Source organism: Glaciibacter kafniensis (assembly GCF_039538945.1).
Lineage (GTDB): Bacteria > Actinomycetota > Actinomycetes > Actinomycetales > Microbacteriaceae > Cryobacterium > Cryobacterium kafniensis.
In genome coordinates, this window is the sequence record NZ_BAABCN010000015.1 from 1 (window position 1) to 24,437 (window position 24,437).

General features: G+C 65.1%; 20 protein-coding genes. 11 read left to right on the plus strand and 9 right to left on the minus strand.

The window, feature by feature from the left end:
• Positions 1-472: 472 nt before the first annotated feature.
• Both ABD791_RS17870 and ABD791_RS17875 read left to right on the plus strand, forming a co-directional pair.
• Positions 473-1,900, plus strand: a complete 1,428-nt coding sequence (locus ABD791_RS17870; RefSeq protein WP_345069207.1) for an LCP family protein — start codon at positions 473-475, stop codon at positions 1,898-1,900.
• A gap of 51 nt (positions 1,901-1,951) precedes the next feature.
• Positions 1,952-2,341, plus strand: coding sequence for a PPOX class F420-dependent oxidoreductase (locus tag ABD791_RS17875; RefSeq protein ID WP_345069208.1), 390 nt, complete (start codon positions 1,952-1,954; stop codon positions 2,339-2,341).
• Between the two features lie 368 nt (positions 2,342-2,709).
• Here the strand turns inward: ABD791_RS17875 and ABD791_RS17880 are convergent, their stop codons facing one another.
• On the minus strand, positions 2,710-3,768 hold the full coding sequence (locus tag ABD791_RS17880) for an EamA family transporter (protein WP_345069210.1): 1,059 nt from the start codon (positions 3,766-3,768) through the stop codon (positions 2,710-2,712).
• 149 nt (positions 3,769-3,917) lie between these two features.
• Between ABD791_RS17880 and ABD791_RS17885 the strand changes: the two genes are divergently transcribed.
• Positions 3,918-4,478: a CGNR zinc finger domain-containing protein gene (locus ABD791_RS17885; RefSeq protein ID WP_345069353.1), complete on the plus strand. Its 561-nt coding sequence runs from the start codon at positions 3,918-3,920 to the stop codon at positions 4,476-4,478.
• A gap of 133 nt (positions 4,479-4,611) precedes the next feature.
• Positions 4,612-6,003 carry a pyridoxal phosphate-dependent decarboxylase family protein gene (locus ABD791_RS17890; protein WP_345069212.1) on the plus strand — a complete coding sequence of 464 codons (1,392 nt, stop codon included), beginning with the start codon at positions 4,612-4,614 and terminating at the stop codon, positions 6,001-6,003.
• A 110-nt stretch (positions 6,004-6,113) separates the two neighbouring features.
• On the opposite strand, the gene ABD791_RS17895 is transcribed toward ABD791_RS17890, so the two are convergent.
• The 5 genes from ABD791_RS17895 to ABD791_RS17915 are packed head-to-tail and all read right to left on the minus strand — an operon-like array spanning position 6,114 to position 13,031.
• Positions 6,114-7,823: a dipeptide ABC transporter ATP-binding protein gene (locus tag ABD791_RS17895; protein WP_345069214.1), complete on the minus strand. Its 1,710-nt coding sequence runs from the start codon at positions 7,821-7,823 to the stop codon at positions 6,114-6,116.
• Positions 7,820-8,680: an ABC transporter permease gene (locus tag ABD791_RS17900; RefSeq protein WP_345069215.1), complete on the minus strand. Its 861-nt coding sequence runs from the start codon at positions 8,678-8,680 to the stop codon at positions 7,820-7,822. Before ABD791_RS17900 ends, ABD791_RS17895 begins: the two co-directional genes overlap by 4 nt.
• Entirely contained in the window at positions 8,677-9,633 is a 957-nt protein-coding gene (locus ABD791_RS17905; RefSeq protein WP_345069217.1) for an ABC transporter permease, read from the minus strand. The genes ABD791_RS17900 and ABD791_RS17905 overlap by 4 nt, the downstream gene beginning before the upstream one ends.
• 45 nt (positions 9,634-9,678) lie before the next feature.
• Positions 9,679-11,343: an ABC transporter substrate-binding protein gene (locus ABD791_RS17910; protein WP_345069219.1), complete on the minus strand. Its 1,665-nt coding sequence runs from the start codon at positions 11,341-11,343 to the stop codon at positions 9,679-9,681.
• A gap of 26 nt (positions 11,344-11,369) precedes the next feature.
• Positions 11,370-13,031 carry an amidohydrolase gene (locus tag ABD791_RS17915; RefSeq protein WP_345069221.1) on the minus strand — a complete coding sequence of 554 codons (1,662 nt, stop codon included), beginning with the start codon at positions 13,029-13,031 and terminating at the stop codon, positions 11,370-11,372.
• A gap of 241 nt (positions 13,032-13,272) precedes the next feature.
• Between ABD791_RS17915 and ABD791_RS17920 the strand changes: the two genes are divergently transcribed.
• Entirely contained in the window at positions 13,273-13,986 is a 714-nt protein-coding gene (locus ABD791_RS17920; protein WP_345069222.1) for a TetR/AcrR family transcriptional regulator, read from the plus strand.
• Positions 13,987-14,011: 25 nt separating this feature from the next.
• Here ABD791_RS17920 and ABD791_RS17925 read toward each other — a convergent pair whose 3' ends face one another.
• Together ABD791_RS17925 and ABD791_RS17930 are read right to left on the minus strand one after the other, a co-directional pair.
• On the minus strand, positions 14,012-15,034 hold the full coding sequence (locus ABD791_RS17925) for a hypothetical protein (RefSeq protein WP_345069224.1): 1,023 nt from the start codon (positions 15,032-15,034) through the stop codon (positions 14,012-14,014).
• On the minus strand, positions 15,031-15,681 hold the full coding sequence (locus ABD791_RS17930; RefSeq protein ID WP_345069226.1) for a ScbR family autoregulator-binding transcription factor: 651 nt from the start codon (positions 15,679-15,681) through the stop codon (positions 15,031-15,033). Before ABD791_RS17930 ends, ABD791_RS17925 begins: the two co-directional genes overlap by 4 nt.
• Positions 15,682-15,988: 307 nt before the next feature.
• On the opposite strand from ABD791_RS17930, the gene ABD791_RS17935 reads away from it, so the two are divergent.
• The 6 genes from ABD791_RS17935 to ABD791_RS17960 are packed head-to-tail and all read left to right on the plus strand — an operon-like array spanning position 15,989 to position 22,784.
• On the plus strand, positions 15,989-17,200 hold the full coding sequence (locus ABD791_RS17935) for an ROK family transcriptional regulator (protein WP_345069228.1): 1,212 nt from the start codon (positions 15,989-15,991) through the stop codon (positions 17,198-17,200).
• A gap of 47 nt (positions 17,201-17,247) precedes the next feature.
• Positions 17,248-18,591 (plus strand): extracellular solute-binding protein, encoded by a 1,344-nt coding sequence (locus tag ABD791_RS17940; protein ID WP_345069229.1) that lies wholly within the window; start codon positions 17,248-17,250, stop codon positions 18,589-18,591.
• Position 18,592: 1 nt separating this feature from the next.
• Positions 18,593-19,588, plus strand: a complete 996-nt coding sequence (locus tag ABD791_RS17945) for a carbohydrate ABC transporter permease (protein WP_345069230.1) — start codon at positions 18,593-18,595, stop codon at positions 19,586-19,588.
• A complete protein-coding gene (locus tag ABD791_RS17950; protein ID WP_345069231.1) occupies positions 19,588-20,460 on the plus strand; it encodes a carbohydrate ABC transporter permease in 873 nt (290 codons plus the stop codon). Before ABD791_RS17945 ends, ABD791_RS17950 begins: the two co-directional genes overlap by 1 nt.
• Positions 20,461-20,463: 3 nt before the next feature.
• Positions 20,464-21,762 (plus strand): 6-phospho-beta-glucosidase, encoded by a 1,299-nt coding sequence (locus ABD791_RS17955; protein ID WP_345069233.1) that lies wholly within the window; start codon positions 20,464-20,466, stop codon positions 21,760-21,762.
• On the plus strand, positions 21,762-22,784 hold the full coding sequence (locus ABD791_RS17960; protein ID WP_345069235.1) for an N-acetylglucosamine kinase: 1,023 nt from the start codon (positions 21,762-21,764) through the stop codon (positions 22,782-22,784). Before ABD791_RS17955 ends, ABD791_RS17960 begins: the two co-directional genes overlap by 1 nt.
• 424 nt (positions 22,785-23,208) lie before the next feature.
• Here the strand turns inward: ABD791_RS17960 and ABD791_RS17965 are convergent, their stop codons facing one another.
• Positions 23,209-24,264 carry a DUF2804 domain-containing protein gene (locus ABD791_RS17965; protein ID WP_345069237.1) on the minus strand — a complete coding sequence of 352 codons (1,056 nt, stop codon included), beginning with the start codon at positions 24,262-24,264 and terminating at the stop codon, positions 23,209-23,211.
• Between the last annotated feature and the right edge of the window lie 173 nt (positions 24,265-24,437).

A 24,437-nucleotide genomic window follows, 5' to 3' on the forward strand; every position in this document is an offset into this window, starting at 1 on the left:
CACAAGGTATTTACGTGTCCCACAATGCCGCGCAGCGGCGCCATAGCTCGAGACCTCGCGAGCCGATGTTCGAACTCAAGCCGAGTTCAAGGATTGGCTCGCCGGATCTCGAGACGCGGCCTCCTGCGTCGGCTGCTCCTCGACCAACGAAATTGTCATTTGCCTCATAGACGCGGCCGACTCCGTCGGGCGCTCCTCGACCACCGGTGATGGCATGGGTCAGGACCTGATGCGAGCACCGAAAAGTTATCCACACTGTGCAAACTCCTGTTAATAACTACACTCACGTAATTCGAATGACAAGAAAACTCAGAAGGCAGAGAGGGGAACTGGTGTTCCCAGTCCGCGGTGATAGCTGCTCACCGCCCGAGAGATCGCTGGCCGTCAGCTGGGAAGCCCCAAAGTTTGCGGGGGCCGCACGGGGGAGCCTCGTACTCTGAAGTGTGACTTCCAGCGAGCAACCGGATGCCCGGTGAGTGACGAGCAGATCGACCCGCCTCGGCGGCGTCGGCGTGCCACCCGAACGCGGCTGGTGCTGCGTTGGAGCGCGATCATCGTCGTGATCGCGGTGCTCGTGACCGGCGGCTACGTCTTCTACAACTACCAACGGTTCACCTCGGGAATCACCCACATCGACGCCATCACGCATTCGAATGCGCCGCAGAAGGACGCCGACGGAACCGATCAGAACATCCTGCTCGTCGGCGACGATCACCGGCCGGCGAATGCAACCGCCGACCAGCTGGCCAAACTCGGCACCGAGGATGACGGCGGCGGAACCAACACCGACACCATGATGGTGTTGCACGTTCCGGCCGACGGAAGCACGGCGACGCTGATCTCGTTCCCGCGCGACTCCTGGGTCGACATCCCTGGATACGGCATGGACAAGCTCAACGCCGCTTTCACTCTGGGCAGTCAGAACGGTGGTGATGCTGCCGGAGCGCAGTTGCTCATCCAGACGATTCAGAACCTCTCTGGGCTGACCATAGATCACTTCGTGCGTGTCTCGATGCTCGGGTTCTACAACATCGTGGATGCTCTCGGCCCGGTTCAGGTGTGTCTCAACGCGGCGGTCGACGACCCATACTCCACGCTGAACTTGCCGGCTGGAGTCTCAACCCTGAACGCGCAACAAGCGCTCGCGTTTGTGCGGCAGCGACATGGGCTGAACAACGGCGACCTCGACCGGCAAGTGCGGCAACAGTACTTTCTGACCGTGGAGGCTCGGCAGATCCTCTCGGCAGGAACCCTGCTGAACCCCGTCAAGCTTCAGAATGTTCTGGATGCCGTCAGCTCTTCGATCGAAACCGATCCAGGGCTCAATCTTCTGGCCCTCGCGGCGCAGCTTCACGGGCTGAACGCCAACAACATCACCACGGCGACGATCCCGATCAGCGGCACTCCGACTATTGAGGTCGACGGTCAAGATCTGGACGTTGTCGAGGTCGACACGGCCGCGATGCCGGGCTTCATCGCAGGAATGATCGGTCCGCCATCCGCTTATGTCAAGGCAAAAGCGGCTCCCGTGGGCAGTGTGACCGTCACGGTGCTGAACGGTGGCGACACCGATGGGGCCGCCGCGTCTGCGACCTCTACACTGACGTCACTGGGCTTTGCCACCGGTACCCCCGGCTCGGCCGACGCGACGGTCACCACCACGATTGAATATCCGGCCGGGCTCGAGGCTCAAGCGAAAGCGCTGGCTCCTTTCGTGCCGGGTGCCATCGTCTCGCTGTCGACGAAGGTCTCCGGAGTCACCCTGATTCTCGGCACCGACGAGTTGACCGTCACACCGCCCAGCACCGCGTCTGCCGAAACCGGGCCGTCAGGCGCCGCCGCGCCGCCGGCATCCGCCTCGCCCGCGCAGAACTTTGCTGCCGGCGCCTGCATCAACTGAGGCGTCAATAAGCTGAGGCGTCAATGGTTTTGCACTGATAGTTTGAGCACAATGAACACCCAGCTGACCGACGACGCCCTCGATTTCGTGACAGAGCGGCACTTGGCCACGCTCTCGACCTTTGCTGCCGATGGAACCATCCACGTCGTGCCGGTCGGGTTCACCTACCTTGACGGCACGATCCGCATCATTACTTCGCGGGGCACCGCCAAGGTGCGCAACGTCGTGCGCGGTGGAAGGGCCTCGATCGGTCAGATCGACGGGGGGCGCTGGATTTCGTTCGAAGGCCCGGCAAGGGTTCTCGAAGATCCGGAATCAGTCGCGCAGGGCGAGCAGCTCTACGGAGTGCGGTACCGCACCCCGCGGCCGAACCCCGAGCGGGTGGTGATCGCCATCGAGGTGGCGAAGGTCATGGGGTCGGCCGGGATGAGGGAGCACTGAGGCCTGCAAGCGCGAGGTGATGAGGCTCCTCAACGCTTCCTCGCCCGCGATATCGTCCCCGTCCCCCTCCCCATCCCCCTCGCCATCCCGCAACACCACACCAACGCCCACATCGCCGTTTGACAGCAATCGGCCGGTCGAGATCTGACCCAGCCGCGCGCCCATTCGACGGAGATTTTCGCGATTTGGGCCGGTTCTGGCCCGATCTCGAGGTTTCAGGATCAAATCTCCGTCGAACGGGGGCAGCCCATCGGGCACGGAGCTCACCTCGGCCACGCGATGCCTCCTCCGCAACGTCACGGGATCGGCCAGATCCACCACAGGGCTTGGCGCGCGCGGGTCACTGACAGGCTCGACCGACGAGATGGTCAGCGAGTAGGGACAGGGGCCCGGGTCTGAGGCTCGACCAACGGCTCGACCAACGGCTCGACCAACGGCTCGACGAACGGCTTGACCGGCGCGACGGACTCGACCAACGGGACGGTCACCGGCGACGGTACTGCTGCGGGCTCGCGCTCGGTTTGTATACGAACGAGCACGACCCCGGCCAGAATGAGCGCGCCCCCGACGAATTGAATCGGAGCCGGGAGCTGGCCGAGCAGCGCCCAGGCGATCACCGCGGCGAAGAGCACCTCGGTCAGCCCGACGAAGGAGGCGAGGCGGCTGCCGAGCCGCGCGCTTCCGGCGATGCCGAGCAAGTAGCCGGCAACGGTGGACATCCCGAGGATCACGGCAGCCGGCACCAGCCAGGACACCGACGAGCCCAGCAGTTCGACCTCGCCGAAGCTGAACCTGAACGGAGCGAGGCCGGTCACTGCGAGCAAACCGAGGCCGATCGAGGCGACCACCATCGAGCTGGCAGCCAGCACGATCGGCGGCAGGTCGGCATCCGCTTGCGCCGAAATGACGAAGTAGATGCAGGCACCGAGCGAGGCGAGGAGAGCCCAGGAGACGCCGACCAGGCTGGGGGCGGCGCCAGCCAGGTTGAGAACGAGCACGAGGCCGGTGAGGGCGACGACAGAACCGGCGATGGTGAACCAGCCCGGGTGCCGGCGCGAACGCGCCCAGAAGAAGAAGACGAGAAAGACGGGCGCCAGGTACTCGATCAGGATCGCGACGCCAACGGACATGTGCTCGATGGCGTTGTAGAACGCGAGCTGGGAGCCGAGTACGGCGAAGACTCCGTAGGCGAGGATGAGGCCCGCATTCTTGCGCAGGATCTGCCAGCGCCCATGCAGCGCGAGAATCGCCGGAATGGCGAGCACGACGGCTGCCCCCGCCGTGCGCCAGAGCACGGCGGCGGTGGGCGACCAGCCGGCGTCGAGCAGCGGCGCAACGAACGGTCCGCTCATGCCGAACGATGCCGCAGCCAGGAACGCGATGGCCAGGCCGGAGCCGAGCCGTTTGTTCGTCGTCGTGATGGTCATGGCTGGCTCCTTTCGGGAGGGCGCTCGGGCGGGAGACTCGTCATCAGGGGCGACCGAAGTGGCCGACGGGCGCACGGGAGAATCCCAGGGCGTCATGAGTCAAATGCGTTATACTCATGACAATAATCGAAACGATGTCAGGAGTCAATGTGCTGTTTGCCTATGACGTTGAATCAACCCTGGTTTCGACAGCCGCGCTCGTGAATACGCTGCCCGAGCTGTCCGACTCCGGGCGCGACGAATTGACGACACCGGCAGAGCTCGACGAGTTCATTCGGTCCAATCAATACACCGGCTCTCGCACACACGACGAGGCCGAGCTGGCCGGGGTGCGCGCGATTCGTGAACCCCTGCGTGAGCTCTGGACGATTGCCGACGAAGAGAAGGTCGTCGACCTCGTCAACGGGATGCTCACCGCGGCCCGCGCTCTTCCGCAAATCGTGCGGCATGACGACCTGGGCTGGCACCTGCATGCCACGAGCAGCGAGAGCCCATTGGCCGATCGCATCCTCGTGGAGGCGGCGATGGGGTGGGTCGATGTGATTCGCAACGGTGAACGCGAGCGGATGCGGATCTGCGCGGCCGACGACTGCCAGGCAGTTCTCGTCGACTTCTCTCGCAACCGCTCGAAGCGCTATTGCGATGTCGGAAACTGCGGAAACCGGGCGAATGTCGCGGCCTACCGGGCCCGGCTCTCCGTCGCCGAATAGCCTCGCCCGGAGCACGGGCCCTGACAACTCACTCCCACTCATTCAGGCCTCGATTCCGGCCGCTGATTCGGGCAGCCGATCACCCCGCGGCTCACCCCTCGGCTCGCGCGGATGGTCGGGTTAGCATGAGGAAATGTCGACTCAGGCTCAGGATTACACCGACGTTCTCACTCGTGCACGCGCCCACGCGCTGAGCTGGCTGGAGACGGTCGGCTCCCGACCGGTGGGCCCGCGGCTGCGCGCCGATGAGCTTCAGGGCGGGTTCGCTGCACCGCTTTCCGACGCGCCGACCGACCCGGTTCTGGTCATCGATGAGCTGGCTCGGCTCGCCGAACCGGGGCTGATGGCCATGCAGTCCGGCCGCTTCTTCGGCTGGGTGATCGGTGGCACGCTGCCCGCCGCCCTCGCCGCCGATTGGCTGGTCAGCGCCTGGGACCAGAACGCCGCCTTGCGGTTCGCGACCCCGGCAACCGCGGCGGCCGAGGAGGCAGCGGGTGGCTGGCTGCTCGATCTGCTCGGGCTTCCGGCGGAGTCCGACGTCGGGTTCACGACCGGCGCGACGATGGCGAATTTCGTGGGCCTCGCCGCGGCCCGGTACGAGGTCTTGGCCCGCGCCGGCTGCGACCTGGCGGTGAACGGGCTGTTCGGGGCGCCACGCATCCGTGTCTTCGTCGGTGCCGAGAGACACGACGTGATCGACCTGACCCTGCGCTATCTCGGTCTCGGCGCCCCCACCGTCGTCGAGGTCGACGAGCAGGGTCGCCTGCGCGCCGACGCCCTGGCCGCAGCGATGGATGCGACGGGGGAGCCGGGGAGCCCGGCGATCGTCTGCCTGCAGGCCGGCAATCTGCACTCCGGCGCCTTCGACCCGATGCGGGAGGCGATTGCCGTGGCACACGACCGCGGGGCCTGGGCGCACGTCGATGGAGCCTTCGGGCTCTGGGCGGCGGTCAGCCCGCGCTATCGCGAGTTGCTCGATGGGGTCGACCTGGCTGACTCCTGGGCGACCGACGCCCACAAGACCCTCAACGTTCCCTACGACTGCGGCGTGGCGATCGTCGCTCGGTCCGAGCCGATGCGCACCACATTCGGCGTGCATACGCACTACCTCATAGCCGATCATCTCGGCGTCGGCGACCCGTTCGAGAAGACGCCGGAGCTCTCCCGGCGTGCCCGTGGGGTGCCGGTCTGGGCGGCGCTTCGGTCGCTCGGCCGATCGGGAACCATCGACCTGGTCGACGGATTGGCGGTCCACGCGCGAGCTCTGGCCGACGGTCTCGCCCGGATTCCCGGCGCCGAGGTGCTCAACGACGTGGTCTTCACCCAGGTCAGCGTGAGCTTCGGCAGTGACGAACGCACCCGCCGGGTGACCGAGCTGCTGCTCGCCGACGGCACCACCTGGATGTCAGGCTCCCGCTGGCGGGGGCGCGACGTGCTGCGCATCTCGGTGAGCAACTGGTCGACGGATGCGGCAGACGTCGAGCAATCGCTGGCGGCGGTCGAGCGGGCGGTCGCCGCGGCCTGACACTCACGCCGAGTTTGACAGTTGCGGTCGAGTTTCCCCGGCGCAACAGGGGATCTCGACCGCAAGTGTCAAACTCGGCGAGGGTGGTTCGCAGGGTTGCGCGGCTGGGGCTACGAGGCCTGCTCGACCTGGACCTCCCACTCCGGGCGCGGAATCGAATCGAGCAGCAGCTGCGTGTACGGATGCTGCGGATTCTCGAGCAGGTCAGCCGTCTGACCGTGCTCGACGATCTCACCGCGACGCATCACCATGGTCGTCTCGCAGACCTTGCGCACGACGGCGAGATCGTGGCTGACGAAGAGCAGTGTGAGCCCGCGTTGCCGACGAATCTCGTCGACGACCTCGAGGACCTGAGCCTGCACCGACACGTCGAGCGCGCTCGTCGCCTCGTCGAGCACCAACACATCCGGACCGACGGCGAGGGCACGCGCGATCGCGACGCGCTGCCGCTGCCCACCCGACAGGGTGCGCGGACGCGCATTGGCGTGCTTCTCGCCGAGGCCGACCTGATCGAACAGGGCGAGCACCCTGGTGCGGGATTCCGCATGGCTGAGCGGGGTGTGCAAACGCAGCGCGTCTTCGACGGCGGCACCGGCCAGGATGCGCGGATCGAGCGACAGGTACGGGTCCTGGAACACGATCTGCACGGTGCGGGCTCGCTCCAGACGCTCTGCCTTGGTGCGAACCCTGCCGTTGCGACCACCTGACGCCCGGGTGACGCCGGCGACCAGGATGTCGCCTGTATCGGCCTGCTCAAGCCCGACGATCATGCGAGCCAGGGTCGATTTGCCGGACCCCGACTCGCCGACCACGGCGAGGGCATCACCGCGCACAACCGACAGCGACACGTTATTCACGGCGATCAGCGGGTCATTGCCCTTCACGTAGTAGGTCTTCGACAGCGACCGCGCTTCGAGCATGACGCCCGTGGGCTGCGCCGATGCTGAGGATGCAGATGGTGCGGTTACCGAAGCTGTCGACGCCGGCCCGGTCTCCACGAACGCGGCGGACTCCGCCGGGCTGATCACCGAAATAGCCCGCGTGAACACGCTCGGCGTTGCTGCGACCAGCTGCTGCGTGTAGGCAGCCTGCGGGTTGGTGAACACATCCTTCACACCGCCATGCTCGACGACCTGGCCGGAATTCAGAACGTAGACCCGGTCGCAGAGCGCCGAGGCGAGGTTGAGGTCGTGGGTGATGAAGAGCATTCCCATGCCCCGCTGCGCCTGCTGTTCGGTCAGCACGCCGATGATCTCGGCCTGCGTCGTCACATCCAGGGCCGTCGTCGGCTCATCGCAGATCAGCAGCCGGGGCGACGTCGACAGTGCGCCGGCGATCATCACTCGCTGCAGCATTCCGCCTGAGAGCTCGTGCGGATACTGGTTGAGGTGCGCCTCTGGCCGCGGCAGACCGACCGAGCGCAGCAGTTCGAGTGCCCGTTCGGCGGCATCCGCTCTTGACCAGCCGTTGCAGAGGATGAGCGATTCGGCGAGGTAGTCGCCGATGCGCCGCATCGGGTTGATGCCGGAGCGCGGATCTTGAAAAACCATCGACGCCGTGCCGCGACGCAGCGCCAAAACCTGCGCCGAACTGGCGGTGAGCACATCGGTTTTGTCGAGCACGACGGAGCCGCTGGTCTCGGACAGGCCGGGCAGCAGGCCGAGCGCAGATCGGGCGGTCAGTGACTTGCCTGACCCGGATTCGCCGACCAGGCCGACGGTCTCGCCCTCCTCGACCGTCAGCGAGATCTCATCGAGCAGACGTGCCTTCGAACCGGTCGTCAGGTCGAGGGTGAAATCGGAGATGTTCAAGAGGCTCATGACGAAAGCTGCCCTCCGATTCGGTCGGAGAATTCTTCTCCGATGATGTTGACGGCGATGACCACGAGAACGACGGCGATCGCGGGAACCAGAGCGGGAAGAATCTGCCCGCTCATCAGGGCTCCGCGGCTCTCGTTGATCATGGCGCCCCAGTCGGCGGTCGGCGCTTGCACGCCCAAGCCGATGAACGAGAGGGCGGCCAGGTCAGCCAGCACGTAGCCGAAATTCAGCGTTGACTGCGCGCCGACAGTGGGCATTACGTTCGGCAGCACGCGGCGCAGCGCGATCCAACCGCCCGAGAAACCTTGCACCCGATAGGCCGCGACATAGGGGCGGGTGCGTTCCGTCACGACGAGCGAGCGCACCAGGCGTGCCACGAACGGCGCATAGGCGATGCTCATCGCGGCGACCGGGGCAGCCAGACCTTTGCCGAAGAGTGCCACGGCGAGGATGGCCAGCAACAGTGCCGGAAACGCGAACAGCAGGTCGAAGATGCGCGCGAGCACCGCGTCGATCCAGCCGCCACGCCACGCGGCGAGCAGGCCGAGAAGAATGCCGAAGATGGTCGACAGAATGACGACGAGCAAGGGTCCGAGCAGCGAGGAGCGTGCCCCGAACATCATTCGGCTGAGCGTGTCGCGACCCAGCGCATCCGTGCCGAGCCAGTGAGTGCTCGTCGGACCAGACAACACATTGGCGAGGTCGACGAAGTCGGGGTCGTATGGCGCAAGAATCGGAGCGGCGATGGCCGAGATCACCATGATCGCCACGACGATCAGACTCGCCAGAAACAGGCCGTTCGCGCGGGGGAGCCGCAGTGACCTGAGCACCGCGGTGGGAACCGCCGGCGCGCTCATCGGGCCGCCGCCCCTGCTGCCATGCGCGGGTCGATCAACGGCGCCAGAAGATCGACGACGGTGTTCACCAGCACGAAGACGATCACGATCAGCAGCACAATGGCCTGCACGACCGGAAAGTCGAGGCGGTCGACCGATTGCACGAGCAGCGAGCCGACACCGGCCAGCCCGAACGCCTGCTCGACGATCGAGCTGGCCACGAGCAGACCGGCGACGAGCACACCGCTCACGGTCAAGATCGGTCCGATCGCGTTGCGCAAGACGTGACGACGGATGACCCGAGCTCGCGTCAGCCCTCGGCTTGTTGCAACTTCCACGTGCTCCCTTTCGAGCTGATCGAGCATGGATGAGCGGGTGACCCGAGCCACCAGGGCGACGAATGCGAGGGCCAGGGCGAGTGACGGCAGAATCAGATGGTAGATCCCGTCGAGAAACCCGTCTCCACTGCCGAACGATGGAAACCAGCCGAGCTGCACCGAAAACACGGCGATGAGCACGATGGCGCCCACGAACGACGGAATCGCACCCAGGCCGGTCATGGTGATCAGGATCGCCCGGTCGGCGGTCTTTCCGCGGTTGAGAGCCGCGACAATGCCAGCAGCCAAACCGAAGATCGCGATCATGGCGCCGGCCATGACGACCAGGCCCAGCGTTACAGGGAGCCGGTCGGCCAGCACCGTCGTCACGTCTTGCCTGAACTGCAGCGAACGGCCGAGGTCGCCCTGAAACAGGTTGCCGACCCAGTCGAGGTACTGCTGCCACATGGGCTTGTCGAGACCGAACTGTGCGGTGATCTCGGCGACGGCCTCCTGGCTGGGCTTGCGACCGCGGAGGAGGAAGGAGACCGGGTCGCCCGGCACGAGGGCGCGTGAGAAGAAGACCAGGAGTGAGGCGGCAAAGACCGTCAGCACCAGGGTTCCGAGCTTCTTGGCGACGAGCGTGGCGACGTTCACCGGCCGGCCTCACTTTCAGCCGACCGGTCAACGCGCAGGCCGCAGTTAGCTTGCGCCAATTGTGGCCGCCCAGGGGTAGTACAGGTAGTTGATCGACGGAGCGACGCCTGTGATGTTCTTGCCGAGCCAGACGACGGTGGGCGATTCGTAGAGCGGCAGCCAGGGCAGCTGCTCGTTGACGATGACCTGTGCTTTGGCGGCTTCGGCTGCTCGCGCGGCCGGGTCGGCAATGCTCACGGCGTCGGTCACGATCTGGTCGAACTCGGGGTCTGACCAGTTGCCGTAGTTGCTGAACTCGCCGGTGCGGAGAATGGCGAGGCTCTCCAACGGGTCAGCAGTCGACTGGTACCAGAGCGTGTAGAAGAGGTCGACTCCCTCGCGGGCCGATGGGTCGGAGAACATCGTCGTCCACTTGTTCGGGGTGATGGTCTGGATGGTCGGTTTCAGACCGATCGCCGTCGCTGCAGCGGCGGTCGCCTGGGCGATCACGTCGAAAGATGCGGTGATCGGCGAGGTGGCAATGACGATCTCTTGACCGGAAACGCCGGCTTCCTCGATCAGCTTCTTCGCGGCATCCAGGTCATAGGGGTATTTTTTCAAGTCGCCGAATGCCGCCGTGACGGTTGCCTCATCGGCGCCGTTCCAGACCGACTTCGTGGTGATCGCATCCGTCACGGTGCCGTAGCCCTGTTCAGCGGCCTTCAGGAGCCCGTCGCGGTCGATGGCCATGGTCAGGGCCTGGCGTACCCGCACATCACCGAGCGGTCCGTCGAGGTTGCTGACGATCATGCTGGCGACGGCGGTGTTGGTGCCGAAGTAGACCTTGCCCTCAGAAGAGGTCTTCAACTGGTCGATTCCGTTGGAGGGAACCATCCAACCGCCGTCGACTTCGCCGGCCTTGAACGCGTTGATGCGCGCGTTCGGGTCGTTCTGAAAGACGAAGGTGACCTCTTTCGACTTGGCGGTGAGGTCGGGGTCCCAGTAGCCGTCGAAGCGATCCAGCGTGATGCTTTCGCCGGACTTCCATGCCCCGAAGGAGAAGGGGCCGGTGCAGTTCACTCCGGTTGACGAGTTGCCGTAGTCTTTGCCGGCCTTGGCCAGGGTGGCAGCCGATTCGATGACGCCGGGGGCGCCGGTCATGCCCTGGTTGAACTGGGAGTCGGGAACCGTCGTGGTGACGGTGACCTGCATGTCGCCGGTCTGTTCAATCGTTGCGACATTCTGATAAACGCTGAACCAGGACGAGCCGACAGCCGGGTCGAGATGGCGGCTCATCGAGGCGACGGCATCGGCCGCGGTGAGCGGGGTGCCGTCGTGGAAGGTCACGCCAGGGCGGATGTTGTAGACCCAGGTCGTCGGGGTCGGGTTCTCGAACGACTCGGCCAGGCCAGGGGAGATGGTCAAGTCGGCGTTCCAGCGCAGGAGTGACTCGCAAACGTTGGCGAGCACCTGGTTGTCTGGATAGTCGAATGCGTAGGCGTAGTCGAGCGAGTACGGCTCGGCGTGAATGGACCAGGTGAACGAATCGAGCTCGCCGGTCGGGGCGGGCGTCAGCGCGGTCAGTTCGAACTTCGGTGAATCGTCGTTCGATTCGGACTTCGGCGCGGTGCACGCGCTGAGAGAGAGTGCTGCAACGACGACGAGTGCCGACGCGGTGAGCAGGCGGCGCGGTCTGAGGCGTGCTCGGGATGACGGTGCTGTGGTGGACATGGATCCCTCCGGGGTTCGGTGGAGCACTAGTTGGTGCGGGCGTAGACCTGAGTGCCGCGCACCCAGGTCGACGTGACGGTTGAGGTGTAGATCTCACTCGGATCGAGGTCAAACGGATTGGGCTCAAGCACCGCCAGGTTGGCCAGGTAACCGGGAACGATGGCCCCGGTGTCGTGATCGCGGTGGTTCACGTAGGCGGATCCCGCCGTGTAGGCGGTGAGGGAGGTTGCCAGGTCAAGCTTCTGACTCGGCGGTCCGAGCGGCCTGTCTGTCGACGTCGGGGAGACCCGGTTGACCGCGATGTGAATGGCCGCGATCGGGTTTGCACTCGACACCGGCCAGTCGCTGCCGGCGGCCAAACGTGCACCCTGAGAGTGAAGTTCGCCGAACGGGTAGTGGTGGTCTTCTGAGGTCTCCGGAAGGAAGGGCAGGGTGAGCTCGTCGAGCTGCGTCTCGTGGCAGCCCCAGAGCGACTGGATGTTTGCAATCGCGTCGAGCTGCGCGAAACGGGGGGTGTCGGCCGAGTCGACGACCTGCAGGTGCGCCAGGTGGTGGCGGTTGTCGTTCGACCCGTTGGTCTGGTGTGCTGCCTCGACGGCGTCGAGGGTTTCACGCACCGCGCGGTCGCCCAGCGCGTGGAAGTGCACCTGGAAGCCGGCGGCATCCACCGTCGTGACGTAGTGCTTGAGCAGCTCTGGGTCGATGAACGAGAGGCCGGAGTTGTCGGTGTCATGCCCGTGCGCGTCGCGGTAGGGAACGTTCATGGCGGCGGTCTGGTTCTCGGCAACGCCGTCGACCATCATCTTGATCGTTCCGAGGTCAAGGGTCTCGGCCGGGTACCGGGCGGCGACATCGTCGCGACGCTCGATCATCTGCTGAACCTGTTCGATGCCGGCGCTGCGCTCCCACCACTGGGACCCGACGACATGGGCGAGCAGCGTACCCTCTTCGATGGCACGCTCATAGGCGACCAGCGAGTCAGTCATGCCGAAGCCGGTTCCGACGAGGGCATCTTGCCAGCCGGTGACACCGAGAGAGAAGAGTTCGGCCTGAGCGGCCAGGAGTCCCTGGTAGGCGAGGTCATCGCTGGTCTGCGGACGCACCTCGTTGAAGAGTTCTGAGGCCCCTTCCTGCAGGGCGCCGGCCGGTGTGCCGTCGCTTTCGCGCTCGATGCGCCCGTCGGCCGGGTCGGCTGTGGCGGCGGTGATGCCGGCGATCTGGAAGGCCTTCGTGTTGGCCCAGGTGCTGTGATGGTCGCGGCTGGAGAGCAAGACGGGCCGGTCGGGCACGATGGCGTCGAGCAGGTCTCGGGTGGGGTTTCCGCCGGGAAAGTGATCCATCGACCAGCCGGCGCCCTGAATCCACTCGAGGTCGGGGTTCGCTGCGGCGTACTCGGCGATCATCGCCACCGCCTCGTCGGCAGTGGTCGCCTCGGTGAGGTTGCACTGCAGCAACTCGACGCCGCCGGAAACGGGGTGAATGTGCGCATCCTGAAAGCCGGGAACGAGCAATCCGCCGTTGAGGTCGATGACCTGGGTGTGCGGTGAGGTGAGCGCGGCAGTGTCTGCCTCGGGAACCACCGCGGTGATCACGCCGTCGGTGACGGCCACCGCCATCCGTTCCGGCGTGTGCGAACGGGTGGTGAAGATCCACCCGCCCGTGTAGATCAAATCTGCGGGTACTGCCACGGAAACTCCTCGTGCTCGATACGGCGTCATCGTCGACCGGACCTCGTCGACCGGATTTCAGGAGACTAACTGCCGGAAAGCCTCATTGTCAACACTGTTCACAACACTGTTCACAATCGTAATCTGTGCGAAACTTTGCAGAGGTTGAATCGGCGGGAGCGGCGCGCGGCGGGAGCGGCAGGCGCAGTGTTCCGCCATGATCGACTGACGGATGTCACTTCGAAGGAGGCAGAGGGAATCGATGAAAACTGTCGATGACAAGCAACGCACCGCCCCGAAGGAGCGCGCGCGCCTCGACGCGGATTCGATCATCGAGGCCGGGCTTCGGATCGCCGCTCAACCCGGCACCACCACGATCTCGGTGCGGGAACTCGGTGCGATGCTCGACGCGGCGCCGACCGCGATCTACCGCCATTTCCGCAGCAAAGAAGGGCTCATGCAGGCACTTCTCGACCGGCTGATCTCGATGTGCATCGAACAGGTGACGGCGCCGCAGGAGGCTTGGCGCGAACGGCTCACACAGTTGTGCGCTGCAACGCTCGATGTCTTTTCGGACTACCCGGCGGTGGGCCTCGAGGCCATCGTGCTCAGCACCGAAGGGCCCGGCGAACTCGACACCATCGAACTCATGCTGGGGGCCTATGCCCAGACGGGGCTCGAGGGAACCGAACTCGTCAGGCACTACGCCGCCCTCTCGACGTATGTGCTCTCTTTCGCCGCCGGCATCGCGCGGGCGCGCAGCATCTCGCACGACATGCACGCACACGACTCGGCGCCATGGTGGGGACGCACCTTGCCGGTCACCGCCGCCTCGCATCCGCAGATCGCAGCCTTGCGTGAGGAACTCATCGCGCTGACGGACCGGGAGATCTATTTTCTCGGCATCAACGAGCTGATGGATTCCGCCGAACGCGCCGGTGCACGAGCGCGCGAACGTGCGGCGGCCTCGGCCTGACCGACCAGCTGTCCTGTGACGGCGCTCACCATCGAATCGACGTGAGGATCGACATTCCGTTCCAGACGACCGTGGTGGTGTCGAGCACGAGGCGCAGGCTTGATTTCTCGAAATCGACGCGGCTGGCACACGCCCGGTGGGTGGATGGCCTGGTGTCGGGTCCCTCATCGCGGCGGGCGATCAAACAGAATCCCTTCGACGGCGTTCTGGCCACCCAGAGCCTCCACCCGCTGGCGGTGGTGCCGGCGAACCGGCTGGCGCTGGCTTCGATTCGTTCTCGCTGAAAGATGATGAAGCCAGTGAAAACGTCAGCGTCAGTTTGGGTTTGGGCGAACCAGACATCGGCCGCGGTCAGATTGCCGGGAAACCGGCTCAGAGTGAGCAGGTCGGATGGTGCGCTCTCCGCCGCGGATGTCGTCGGCGCGCTGACCGGCTGTTCGAACCCGACGGCCGAGGCCAGGCCCAGGCCGATTCCGATGATGACCCCAGCCGTCAGGGTTGCAAGCAGCAGGATTCGAGAGGGAACGCGCGCGCGTCTGAACTTCCTCGCATCCCTCGCATCCGTCGCCTCCGTCGCCTCCGTCGGATCCCGGGCGCCCGGAGCAAGCCCCGCACCGACACCGGTGCCGAGGGGCTCAGAGACGGCGGCGGTGAGGGGACTGCGCTCGGTGAAAACATCTTTCATCCGGCTGAGCGCTGCGTAGACATCGGCGCGTCGACGGTGCTCGGCTGCCGCGATGGCGGCGAGGCGCTGAACGGCTTGCTCACGCTCCAGGCCCTCGGTCGTGAGCGTGGGACGCCCATAGGTGAGGTCCTGGAGGCGTCGAAGCTCTGCCTCCCCTGCCCCCTCTGTTTCGTCAGTCTCTTCTGCCAAACCGTCGGCGACGGCATCCGCTTCGATGCGCGCCTCATCCGCCGCCACCTGGGCCAGCGCGGCCAGCGCGTCGTCATGTCCCTGATAGCTCGCAAGGTAGACACCTCGCACCCCCGGGTCTGTGCTGATCAGCGCTAACGCTGATTCAGCAGTCCACGGGTGGGGGAGGTTCACGGCTGCTCGCTGACCTCACGACGGATGCGAGCGAGGAGTTCGCGAATTTGCTCCCACCGGTCAGGTGGAACGGTGCCAGGAAGCAGGAGCAACCAGAGCTCCTCGACCCGCTGGTAGATGTCGTCGCGATGAGTGAGCACTTCGGAGACCATCTGCACGCCAGTGAAGGCGGGGATGATGAGGTGCGCCAACGTCGAGGGGTTGACTTCTTCTCTGAGGTCGCCTGCGGCCGCCGCCTCGACGAGATACCCCTCGATCCAGGCGATCCAGTCAAGGTAGGGCCCGACCACCGGCGTTTGAAAACTCGAGGCCTCGAGGGTCAAGCGGATGCCGGCGCGCGCGATCGGATTCTCTCGAAGTTGCCGGGCAAACGCGAAGGAGGCGGTCAGCGTGGCGGCGATGCCGGTCGTGCCCGACTCATGCAGGGCCACTCCGATGGTGCCGGCTGCCGCGTGTTGCGCGTCGATCACGGCGAGGGCGATCGCCTCTTTCGAGTCGAAGTGAAAGTAGAGAGCACCCTTGGTGACGCCGGAGGCCTCGGCAATTTCGGCCAGCGACGTCATGCCGTAGCCATGTGCTTGGAATGCCGTTGCCGCACCGGTGACGATGGCTTCACGGGTGTTGGCGGCACGCTGTTGTTGCGCCATCACGCTCCTCGACTCAGGTTCAGTTTAATCACCGATACCGGTCGATGGTCACGCTGCGCGATCGTGGCCGGTGAGACATATCAGGTGCCACCGCCCACGATCGCGCTGGGTCCGCCCCACTTGTGTCCCCGCTCGTAAAAGATACCAGACGGTATTTTTGTCAGACTGGCATGTGGCTGTGTAAGTGGTTGTGGGTGCGGTGCGGGTTCGGTTGCGCAACTGTGATCAAAAAAGATGCGGCCGGGCCCTTACTGTTAAGAAACTTTCTTGATACATTCGTCGAAACCACAACGCGAGGATGCGATTGATGTCAACGAAGACTGTTCAGGGAACACCGTCATGGCTGCGAGCCACGAACGATCGCACCGCGCTGTCGCTGTTGCTCACGCATGGGCCGCTGACCCGCAATCGCATCGGCGAGCTCTCCGGTCTGTCGAAGCCCACCGCTTCCCAGATGGTTCTTCGGTTGGAGGAGGCCGGCCTCATTCATGCGGTCGGGGAGGTCTCGGCAGGGCGTGGCCCCAACGCGGCGAGCTACGGAGTGCGCGTCGACCGGGTGCTCGGCGTCGCCATCGACATCAGCGCCTCGGTGATCGCGGCGACACTCGTCGATGCAAGCGGAACCGTGCACCCGATCGTGGAAACCTCGGTGCAGCGCCCGGCCAAAGAACGCACGGCGCTCTCGGATGTGCGCACCGCCATCGACGCAGTCTGTGCCGCGAATGGCGCAGACCCGGCGGCCGTGCACTTTGTCTGCATCGGTGTTCAGGCGGCGATCGACCCCCGCACCGACGAGCTCAGCTTCACCGATACGCTGCCCGGCTGGCCGCGCACTGGCGTGCGCAAGCTGCTTGAAGACTCCCTCGGCATTGCCGTCACGATCGAGAACGACGTCAATCTGGCTGCCCTGGCCGAACGCAGAGGCGGTGCGGTTGCCCAGGCGGGCGGATTCGCCCTGCTCTGGATGGGAGCGGGTCTCGGTCTGGCTGTCGATCTCGGCGGCACACTTCACCGCGGTGCCGGCGGAGGTGCCGGGGAGATCGGCTACCTTCCCGTTCCCAAGGCCGCGGCTCAGTTCGATCCGAATGCCGACGACCTGCAAGACCTGATCGGCGGCCCGGCGGTCGTGCGTCTGGCCCGCGAGTGCGGCTTGCGCGGCCGCGGCTACTCGGCCCTGATCGAACAGGTCGGCGCCGGCACCCACTCCGGCGCCGGCTCCGGTCTGGAGGCCGACGCGGTGATCACCGCCTTGGCGCCGCGCATCGCCCTCGGAGTGATTCCGGTGCTCGCCGTGCTTGATCCTGAGGTTGTCGTGCTCGGCGGCCCCACCGGCATCGCAGGAGGCGCTCAACTGGCCGAGCGCGTTCAGGCGCACCTGCGGCGTACCTCGCGCTGGGCGCCCGTCGTCGTCGCATCCACCGTTGCCACCTACCCCGTGCTGACCGGAGCCCGTGAGCTGCTGGTCGCCGAGGTGCGCGAGCGACTACTGCGCGACGTCGAACGCATCGAAACCCCCTAGCTCCCCATCAATCGAGCTCCCCACCCATCGGATAGAGGCAGGAAGAAATGAACAAGCGAATAGCCCGGCTCCACCTTCCGGTCATGGCCCTCACCGCGGCATCTGCTCTCATCTTGAGCGGATGCACGTCGGGAGGCTCCGGAAGTGACTTCGCGACAACGACGCCGACCGAGCTCTCTGGCACCGTGTCGTTCTGGCACTTCTTTTCAGACCGCGAGGCCGACGTCATCCAGTCTGTGGTCGACGATTTTGAGAAGGCCAACCCCAAGGTGAAAGTGACGGTGCACCCCGGCCAAGACGACGAGAAACTGCGCAAGGCCATCTCCACCGGAAGCAACGTCGATCTCGGCCTCTCGTACTCCACTGACATCGTCGGAAACTTCTGCTCGACCGGCGCATTTCGCGACCTCGGTGACGTGATCAAGCGCGACAACGTCGACATGAACCAGTTCACCGACACCGTGAAGAGCTACACCGAGTTCGACGGCACGCGCTGCAGCATGCCGGTACTGGCGGATGTCTATGGCCTGTATTACAACAAGGATCTGCTGAGCGCGGCCGGGTTCACCGAGCCGCCGAAGACCCTGGGCGAGCTCGAAACGATGGCCGACGCGCTCACCACCTACAACGCCGACGGGTCGATCAAGACTCTCGGCTTCAACCCGACGATGGGTTGGTACGAGAACGCACCGGCTCACATCGGACCGGCGGCCGGCGCCGAATGGCTGAACGCCGACGGCACATCCGCCATCGGAACCGATGCCGGTTGGCCGGATCTGATCAACTGGCAAACGGCCTACGTACAGAAGATCGGCTGGGACAAGCTCAACACATTCACCTCAGGGCTCGGCCAAGAGTTCTCGGCCGACAACGCCTTCCAGACCGGTCAAGTCGCCATGAACATGGACGGCGAGTACCGCACGGCCTTCATCGACGACCAGGCGCCGAAGCTCAACTACGGCACCGCGCCGTTCCCGACGGCCGATGCCCACACCGATCTCTACGGCGGCGGCTACATCACCGGAAACATCGCCGGAATCTCCAAGGGGTCGAAGAACCCGGAGCTGGCCTGGGCTCTGATGAAGTACCTCACCACCGATACCGCGGCGGTCGTCAAGTTATCGAACGGGCTGAAGAACGTGCCAACCACCCACGCCGCCCTCACCTCGAGCGACCTGGAGGTATCGCCGCAGTTCCAGACCTTCCTCGACATTTCGGAGAGTGAGCACACGACAACGACGCCGCCGAGCCCGGTCGGCGCAGGCTACCAGCAGTCGTTCCAGGACTGGTGGAACATCTACCAAACCGACCCGAGCGGGGATCTGAGCACCGCGCTGACCGACATCGACAAGCAGATCAACGACTCGATCGAGCTTGTGAGTGGTCCCTGACATGACCGCGACCGCTGACGTCCGGCAGGAAACTCTCGGGGTGCAGACGGCGACCGCCGTCCGCACCCCGAGGTACCGCCTGCGTCGCAAACTGGCGACGCTCGCGCTGCTCGCACCGGCGCTGCTCGGACTGTTGATCTTCTTCGTCTACCCGCTGATCGCATCCGTCTACTACTCGTTCACCCGCTACGACCTCGTGTCGCCGCCCGAATGGATCGGCCTGCGCAACTACGAATACCTCTTCACCAAAGACCCAAAGGTCGTCATCGCGGCGATCAACACGTTCTGGTTCGTGTCGATCATGGTGCCGGTGAAGATCATCTTCGCGCTGCTCATCGCCGGGTTGCTGGCCCGGGCTCGCGCGGCTTCGGGTTTCTGGCGCACGCTCTTCTATCTGCCGGCGCTCGTTCCCCCTGTCGCCTCCGTCGTCGCCTTCGTCTTTCTGTTCAACCCCGGCACGGGGCCGGTGAACCAGGTGCTGCGCTTCTTCGGAATTCAAGGTCCGCTCTGGTTCAACGACCCGGCCTGGTCGAAGCCCTCGCTGCTGCTGCTGGCCATCTGGGTGATGGGCGACATCATGATCATCTTTCTTGCTGCGCTGCTGGATGTCCCGCGCGAGCAGTACGAGGCGGCCTCGCTCGATGGGGCAAACGGCGTGCAGCAGCTGCGCTACGTGACATTTCCGAACATCACTCCGGTGCTGCTCTTCGCCCTCGTCACGGGAATCATCGCCGCCCTGCAATATTTCACAGAGGCGGCGGTCGCTTCGGGCGTGGCGTCCGGCAAGGCGGTAGTCGGCGAGGGCACCGGAAACAACCTCGGCTATCCGGGTAACTCGTTGCTCACCTACACCGAATGGCTCTATGTGCGCGGCTTCAGCCAATACCAACTCGGCTACGCCTCGGCCTTGGCCGTGCTGCTCTTCGTGGTCTCTGCCGTGATTCTCGTGTTGTTGCTGCGCCGGTTCAAGGCGTTCACCCCGGAAGGCGCTGCCTGATGACGACTCAAACGGGGCTCTCGAAGCCCGGATTCGCCCCATCCGGACTCTCTCGACGCGGACTCTATTGGGTCGGTGAGCACGCGGTGCTCGTTGCCCTCGGCGTGCTCTTCATCGCCCCGATCGTCTTCGTGGGTCTCACCTCCCTGATGTCGAGCGAGCAGACCCTGACGGCATCGCTCTGGCCGAACCCGGTGCAGTGGAGCAACTACCTCAACGTGTTCACCCAGGTGCCGTTGCTGCGCTGGTTCGCGAACTCGGCGCTCTATGCGGTGTTGGCGACGGCGTTCATGCTCGTCTCGAGCGTGCCGGCGGCGTATGCGTTGGCGAAGATCAAGTTTCCCGGCTCGAATCTGCTCTTCACCGCGATCATCGTCGCCATGCTCCTGCCCCCGCAGGTCACGGCGATTCCGGTCTACGTGATGTGGTCGGGCGCCGGACTCACCGGAACCCTCTGGCCGCTCATACTGCCGAACCTGCTCGGCGATGCGTTCTCGATCTTCTTGCTGCGTCAGTTCTTCTTGACGATTCCGAAGGAGTACGCGGATGCGGCCCGGGTCGATGGCTGCACCGAGTTTCAGGTGCTCACCCGCGTGGTGATCCCGATGGCCAAGCCGGGCATCGCCGCAACCGGAATCTTCATGTTCTTTCACTCCTGGAATGACTACTTCGGCCCGTTGCTCTACACCTCTGAAAACTCGGACTGGTGGCCTGTCGCTTACGGACTCGCGTCGTTCCGCGGCATCCATGGCACCGACTGGGGTCTGACCATGGCTATGACGGTGCTGGTGATGGTTCCGGTTGTCGTCATCTTCTTCTTCGCCCAACGCGTTTTCGTCGAGGGCATCACAATGACCGGCGTGAAGGGATAATTCATGAAACTTGCTGTCGTCGGTGGCGGTTCCACCTACACACCCGAACTGGTCGATGGGTTCGCCCGCTTGTCGGCGACCCTCGCCATCGAGGAGCTCTGGCTTGTCGACACCAACGCCGACCGGCTTGCCCTGGTGGCGGGGATGTCGCAGCGCATGTTTGAGGCTGCGGGTCACCCGGGCCGGGTGATCGCGACGACCGACCTCGTCGCCGGCGTCTCGGACGCCGACGCGGTGCTGATTCAGTTGCGGGTGGGCGGCCAGTCCGCTCGCCACGGCGACGAGACGTTTCCGCATGGCGAGTGCTGCATCGGTCAGGAGACCACCGGACCCGGCGGTTTTGCCAAGGCACTGCGCACGGTTCCGGTGGTTCTGGGCATCGCAGACGCCGTGCGCACGCACGCCAAACCGAACGCCTGGATCATCGACTTCACCAACCCGGTCGGCATCGTCACTCGGGCTCTTCTGAACGAAGGTCACCGCGCGGTCGGACTCTGCAATGTGGCGATCGGTTTTCAACGGCGCTTCGCCGCACTGCTCGGTGTCGACCACCGCAGAGTGAGCCTGGGGCATGTCGGGCTGAATCACCTCACCTGGGAGCGCGAGGTGTGGGTCGATGACGTCGTCGGCAGCCCGGTCGGCAGTGGTGGCGGCGGTCGGCGCAACGCGCTTCCCGAGCTGCTCGGCCGGCATCTCGGCGAGCTCGCCGAGGAGATCGAGCTACCGGCGAGCGTTATATCCCTCTTGGGGAATGTGCCGTCGTACTACCTGCGCTACTACTACGCGCACGATGAGGTGCTGCGGGAACAGCTGGCCGGACCGAGCCGCGCGGAGGCGGTTCAGGAGGTCGAAAAGGCGCTCCTTGAGATCTATGCCGATGTGAGCATGAACACGAAACCCGAGATTCTGGCGCTACGTGGCGGAGCCTTCTATTCCGAAGCGGCCGTCGATCTGCTGGCGTCGCTCGCTTCGAACCGGGGCGACACCCAGGTGGTGAACTTGCGCAACGGCGGTGCCCTGCCGTTTCTGCCCGACGATCATGTGATCGAAGTGCCGGCCGTGGTAGGAGCCAACGGGGTGACCGCGTTGCCGATCGCGCCGGTGGCCGACGACATCCGTGGGTTGATCTCGGCGGTGGCCGGCTATGAGCGGTTGGCGCTGGACGCCGCGATTCACGGCGGGCGCGACCGAACGCTGCGGGCGATGCTCGCGCATCCGCTCGTCGGGCAGTTCGACAAGGCCGAGAAACTGACTGACCTGCTGCTCGCCGGCAATAGCCAATACCTGCCGTGGGCTCGGTGATGAGTGTGTCTGCAGGAGGTGTAGCCACCGGCGCCGTGCCGCCCCATGGAATGGTCATCGCCGTCGATGGCGGCGGATCGAAGACCGACGTCTGGGCGATCGGTCTCGACGGAACCGTGCTTGCGCAGGTGACCGGGCCGGGCTCGAACCCCCAGCTGATCGGGCGCGAGCGGGTGGCCGAGCTGATCGACGAACTCGTGCAGAAGGTGACCGCTGCCGCGGGCCCGCGACCGCTCGTGCGCACAAGCATCTACTTGTCGGGGCTCGACCTGCCGGTTGAGACCGAGCTCTTTCGGGAGGTGGTCAACCGACGCGCCTGGTCGCGTGGTGTGACGGGTGAGCAGACTGTGATCGACAACGACCTGCTCGCGTTGCTGCGGGCCGGCACCTTGGAGTCCGACGCGGTTGCCCTCATCTGTGGCACCGGCATCAATTGCATCGGTGTGCGCTCCGACGGCGAGGTCGTGCGCTTTCTCGCGCTCGGCATGATCTCGGGCGATTGGGGCGGTGGCTGGCATCTCGGTGAGAGCGCGCTCTGGCATGCGATGCGAGCCGAGGACGGCCGGGGCGAGGCGACGATGCTGGCCTCGATGATTCCGGCCACTCTCGGGCGGGGGTCGGTGCGGGGCGTCGTCGAAGCGCTGCACTTCGGGCAGATCCCGTCGAGTGAGCTGGCGCTACTCTGCCCAGACGTCTTTGCTGCGGCGCGCGCGGGGGATGCCGTAGCCGGAGCCCTGGTCGATCGGCAGGCCGAGGAGATCGTGCTGATGGTGACTGCCGCATTGACGCGGCTGAGTCTGATGAATCGGGAGACCCCCATCGTGCTCGGCGGCGGTGTGCTCGCTGCCGCCGACGAGCGCCTGATGGCGGGTATCGAGAGCAGGTTGGCCGACCGGGCACCGCTGGCGCGCATCCGCCTCATCACCGCGCCACCGATCGTCGGAGCCGCAATTTTGGCCCTGGAGAGCATCGGGCGACACGAAGCGGGGCGACGACTCGCCGCTGAACACGCCGCAGCGTGAGTTATCCACAGCGGTGGATGAACTGTGGAGAACTTTGAGGCCTGTGAAATACCGCAGATTTCGAGTGTAAATCGGGGTTTCCGCCGAAAAAATTCGAACTACACGCGTGTAGTTATCCACACCCAGCTGGCAGGTTATCCACTGGTTAACGGGGGTTTTCATCGTTTCTCACAGTGTTCTCCACAGGGTTATCCACAGGTGGAAAGGTTGTGGGTAACTCGGTGCACAACTCGGGGCGGGCCCGGGTTGATGCAGCGCCGGGCGTGTCGGCCTGTGGAATCGTGACCTGGTGAGGCGATGAAGTCTGGGAAACTCCCGAAGACGGTTTCCGGGTGCTGAGAGGTCAAAAATTGGGCTCGACCAGCACAGACCTTCGCGCGGGCTCGGTGTTCGAACAGCGATGGTCAGGCTGGCGAGGTGAAAGTCACCAGCGGTTCTGCACGTGTTCGGCCCAGCCCACGAGACCGTCGACGCTCACGACAATTGGTTCAACGTCACTGTCACCGTCATTGTGGGTGTCGGCGCCGGTGTCGGTCACGGTGACGGTGCCGGAGTAATGGCCGAAGCACTGGTGGGTGTTCGAAGAAATGACATATGCGTTGCTCGACGCGACGCGGTCGTAGAACGGTGTGAAGATCACGTTCACGCCATCGCCGCGGATGGCCCAGGGTGAGAGAAAGTCGGTGGGGTCGTAGTCCCACTCGAGTTCTTCGCTGATCTTGTGCAGGCGGCCGTCGACGACGAGGGCGTTCTCGGTGGAGCCGGAGCCGTCTGTCCATTTTCCGCCGAGCTGCAGACCGATCGTCTGACCGTCGACGACCCCGGAACCGGCGCCCCAGTTCCAGGTCATCCGGTAGGGCCAGCGGCCGCGGCCGTGGTCGAGAACCGCCCAGGAGTCGGCGGCGGACACGTCGTAGTCGACGCCGTCAACCGTGACGCTGCCGCGCACCCGCAGGGCGACATCCTTCACCGTGTACTGGAACAGGCGATACGACCAGGGCACGACGACTCCGAGGGCCTCATGGTGTGCCGGGCGCAGGGCGACAAGATCGAGGCTCACGCGCGGGGTGACGGCGCGGATGTTGGTGCCGCCGCCGACTTCATCGATGTCAATTGTGAGGGTCTTGGTGCGGGCCGTCGTCGGTCCGGCGCGCAGCGTGCCTGGCAGGGTGACCGCGCCAGAGAGCGGGGTGATGACTGTTTCGTCGATGGGCATCAGCGTCGTGCGGTCGAGCACCCAGAGTTGGTTCAGCGATGCGTAGTCGAGCGAGGAGACCGTGATGCCGATGATGTGGGTCGGGGTGACGATTCCCCAGTATTCCCAGCGCTTGTTGCGCCCCCAGCCGTAGAGGCCGCGGCCGATGCGGTCGGTGTTGTGCCACAGATGACGGGACCAGCCGATGGCGTGTTTGTTCAACCGGCCCCCCGGCACGGTGAGGTCGACGGGCGCAATGATTTCGTGTTCGGGCACGGAGGGCATCTCCTTACCTTATGTGGGGAGGAGGTCCTCGGCCGTGAGGCGGCGCCTCTGCGCAGCGCGTCGGCGCTGTGGCGACCGGTTTCGCCGCCGGCGAGTGCCGATTCGCCTGCGCTCAGTGCTGGCTCCGCCGGGAGCCGGGAGGATAGATTCGACGCAGTTGGCAGCGCACCGGC

Bases quoted from the DNA above. Each gene is read 5' to 3' on its own strand.
- ABD791_RS17965 (WP_345069237.1), bottom strand. From the start codon at position 24,264: ATGCCCTCCGTGCCCGAACACGAAATCATTGCGCCCGTCGACCTCACC.
- ABD791_RS17900 (WP_345069215.1), bottom strand. From the start codon at position 8,680: ATGAGCGCGCCGGCGGTTCCCACCGCGGTGCTCAGGTCACTGCGGCTC.
- ABD791_RS17960 (WP_345069235.1), top strand. From the start codon at position 21,762: ATGAGTGTGTCTGCAGGAGGTGTAGCCACCGGCGCCGTGCCGCCCCAT.
- ABD791_RS17945 (WP_345069230.1), top strand. From the start codon at position 18,593: ATGACCGCGACCGCTGACGTCCGGCAGGAAACTCTCGGGGTGCAGACG.
- ABD791_RS17880 (WP_345069210.1), bottom strand. From the start codon at position 3,768: ATGACCATCACGACGACGAACAAACGGCTCGGCTCCGGCCTGGCCATC.
- ABD791_RS17895 (WP_345069214.1), bottom strand. From the start codon at position 7,823: ATGAGCCTCTTGAACATCTCCGATTTCACCCTCGACCTGACGACCGGT.
- ABD791_RS17890 (WP_345069212.1), top strand. From the start codon at position 4,612: ATGTCGACTCAGGCTCAGGATTACACCGACGTTCTCACTCGTGCACGC.
- ABD791_RS17910 (WP_345069219.1), bottom strand. From the start codon at position 11,343: ATGTCCACCACAGCACCGTCATCCCGAGCACGCCTCAGACCGCGCCGC.
- ABD791_RS17950 (WP_345069231.1), top strand. From the start codon at position 19,588: ATGACGACTCAAACGGGGCTCTCGAAGCCCGGATTCGCCCCATCCGGA.
- ABD791_RS17935 (WP_345069228.1), top strand. From the start codon at position 15,989: ATGTCAACGAAGACTGTTCAGGGAACACCGTCATGGCTGCGAGCCACG.
- ABD791_RS17875 (WP_345069208.1), top strand. From the start codon at position 1,952: ATGAACACCCAGCTGACCGACGACGCCCTCGATTTCGTGACAGAGCGG.
- ABD791_RS17955 (WP_345069233.1), top strand. From the start codon at position 20,464: ATGAAACTTGCTGTCGTCGGTGGCGGTTCCACCTACACACCCGAACTG.
- ABD791_RS17920 (WP_345069222.1), top strand. From the start codon at position 13,273: ATGAAAACTGTCGATGACAAGCAACGCACCGCCCCGAAGGAGCGCGCG.
- ABD791_RS17930 (WP_345069226.1), bottom strand. From the start codon at position 15,681: ATGGCGCAACAACAGCGTGCCGCCAACACCCGTGAAGCCATCGTCACC.
- ABD791_RS17940 (WP_345069229.1), top strand. From the start codon at position 17,248: ATGAACAAGCGAATAGCCCGGCTCCACCTTCCGGTCATGGCCCTCACC.